This window comes from Mycobacterium sp. NGS33 (genome assembly GCF_059812885.1).
This window is the reverse complement of the sequence record NZ_JCALDN010000032.1, coordinates 1-2,409: the sequence shown is the minus strand read 5'-3', so window position 1 is coordinate 2,409 and position 2,409 is coordinate 1. Positions and strand designations below refer to the sequence as shown.

The 2,409-nt window shown below is 67.5% G+C and carries 2 protein-coding genes; both read left to right on the top strand.

The window, feature by feature from the left end; all coding sequences use genetic code 11:
- Positions 1-137: 137 nt before the first annotated feature.
- A complete protein-coding gene (locus AC5Y5B_RS25160; RefSeq protein WP_008257509.1) occupies positions 138-1,499 on the top strand; it encodes a Mu transposase domain-containing protein in 1,362 nt (453 codons plus the stop codon).
- On the top strand, positions 1,496-2,347 hold the full coding sequence (gene istB, locus AC5Y5B_RS25155) for an IS21-like element helper ATPase IstB (protein WP_008257435.1): 852 nt from the start codon (positions 1,496-1,498) through the stop codon (positions 2,345-2,347). The genes AC5Y5B_RS25160 and istB overlap by 4 nt, the downstream gene beginning before the upstream one ends.
- Positions 2,348-2,409 lie beyond the last annotated feature (62 nt).

Here is a 2,409-nt window from a genome sequence, read left to right as displayed (position 1 = left end):
TGACCGCGCTCACTGAAATTCCCCACTGACGCTCATCGAAAATCCCCACTCGTGTGGCTCCGCCGAGAAGGGCGGGCCCCCTTCGAAGCTTCTGGTGTCTGACGCCAGTTGCTCCATCGAAGGAGGCCCGCTTTCTCATGCTCACATGGGAGGACGATGTGGAAGTACATGCCCTACGCAAACGTGGTTGGACGATCTCGGCGATCGCCCGACACACCGGCTTCGACCGCAAGACGGTCCGCAAGTACCTGGCCGGCGACGGCAAGCCGGGGGTGCGTGCCCGGCCTGACCCTGATCCGTTCGATCCTTACGTCGACTACGTCACCGCGAGGCTGACCGAGGACCCGCACCTGTGGGCCCGCACCCTCTACGACGAACTCGAGGATCTCGGGTTCGTCCTGTCGTATCAGAGCCTGACGCGCAACATCCGCATCCGGGGTCTGCGACCTGTCTGTGAGGCGTGCCGGACCGCCACGCAACGCCCCAACGCGGTAATCCCACATGCGCCGGGTGATGAAACCCAATGGGACTGGCTGGACTTGCCCGATCCACCGGCATCGTGGGGTTGGGGCAAGGCCGCGCACCTGCTGGTCGGCTCGCTGTCGCACTCGGGCAAGTGGCGCGGCTATCTGGCCCCGAGCGAGGACCAGCCGCACCTGGTCGCCGGTCTGGACCGCGTGACCCGTGGCCTGGGAGGGTGCACGCGGGTGTGGCGCTTTGACCGGATGGCCACGGTCTGCGATCCGGGCAGCGGGCGGGTGACCGCCTCGTTCGCCGGGGTGGCCAAGCACTACGGCGTCTCGGTGGCGATCTGCCCGGCCCGGCGCGGTAACCGCAAGGGGGTGGTGGAGAAGGTCAACCACACCGCCGCGCAACGCTGGTGGCGCACCCTGGCCGACGACCTCACCGTCGAGCAGGCGCAAGCGAGCCTGGATCGCTTCGCCCGGGTGCGAGGCGACACACGCCTGCGCTCCACCGCCGACGGCCGCTCCTCGGTCGCCGTGGTGGCCAAAACCGAACCACTGCAACCGGTACCGGCGCAGGCGTATCCGGTGATCGTGGCCGAGATCCGCACCGCCTCGCGCCAAGCGATGGTGTCCTACCGCGGTAACCGCTACTCGGTGCCGCCGGAACTGGCCGCCGCCAATGTGGTGGTGTCACATCCGGTCGGCGGGCAGTTCTGCGACATCGCCACCATGAGCGGGATCGTGATCGCCCGACACCGACTGGCCGCCGACGGGCTCGGCGTCATGGTGCGTGACAGCGGCCATGTCATCGCCCTGGACGCCGTGGCAATGGCCACCGCGGCGACCGGACGCCCGCACCGCCGCAAGGAACGCATCCCACCCGGTCCGGCAGCCAAAGCCGCTGCCGCACAACTGCTTGCACTCAAGCAGCCATCCAACACCTCAAGTGAAACGTCCACTCCGTCAACCGATTCCACCGTCATCGATCTGTCCGCCTACGAGCGGGCCGCGCAGAACAGGACCATCCAATGACCCCTACTCCACGCACCAACAAGGCCCCCACCAGGACCGAGGAATCGCCATCGGCTGCGGCGAGCCGCTATCAGCAGCTGCGCTCGCACCTGGCCGAGCTCAAACTGGCCGCGGCCGCTGAAGCCCTACCGGCGGTGCTGGATCAGGCCACCGCCGAGGGGCTGTCACTGACCGTGGCGTTGGAGCGACTGCTGGCCGTGGAGGTCGAGGCCAGCACTGCCCGACGGTTGGCCGGCCGGTTGCGGTTCGCCTGCCTGCCCACCCCGGCCACCCTGGCCGATTTCGATGTCGATGCTGCCGCCGGGATCGACCGCAAGCTGATCGACGAACTGGGCACCTGCCGTTACCTGGAAACCGCGACCAACATTCTGCTCATCGGCCCACCCGGGACCGGAAAAACGCACCTGTCCGTCGGGTTGGCCCGCGCTGCCGCCCATACCGGCTACCGGACCTACTTCACCACCGCCGCCGATCTGGCCGCACGGTGTCACCGTGCCGCGATCGAGGGACGCTGGGCCACCACCATGCGGTTCTACGCCGGACCGACCCTGCTCGTAATCGATGAACTCGGATACCTGCCGCTGCCCGCCGAAGCCGCTTCGGCGCTGTTTCAGGTTGTCTCCCAACGCTATTTGAAGACCAGCATCGTCATCACCACCAACCGCGGGGTGGGTGCTTGGGGAGAAATCCTCGGCGACACCACCGTGGCCGCCGCCATGCTCGACCGCCTGCTGCACCGCTCCGTGGTCATCAACCTCGACGGCGAGTCCTACCGGCTACGCGACCACCACGACGCCGCGGAAACCCTGCGCCGGACCACCACCGGCACCCGCCAACCACTACACTGACCGCTGCTCACAGGTGAGGAATTTCGGCGAGCACACCTGGGGACTTTCGATGAGCGCCGTCA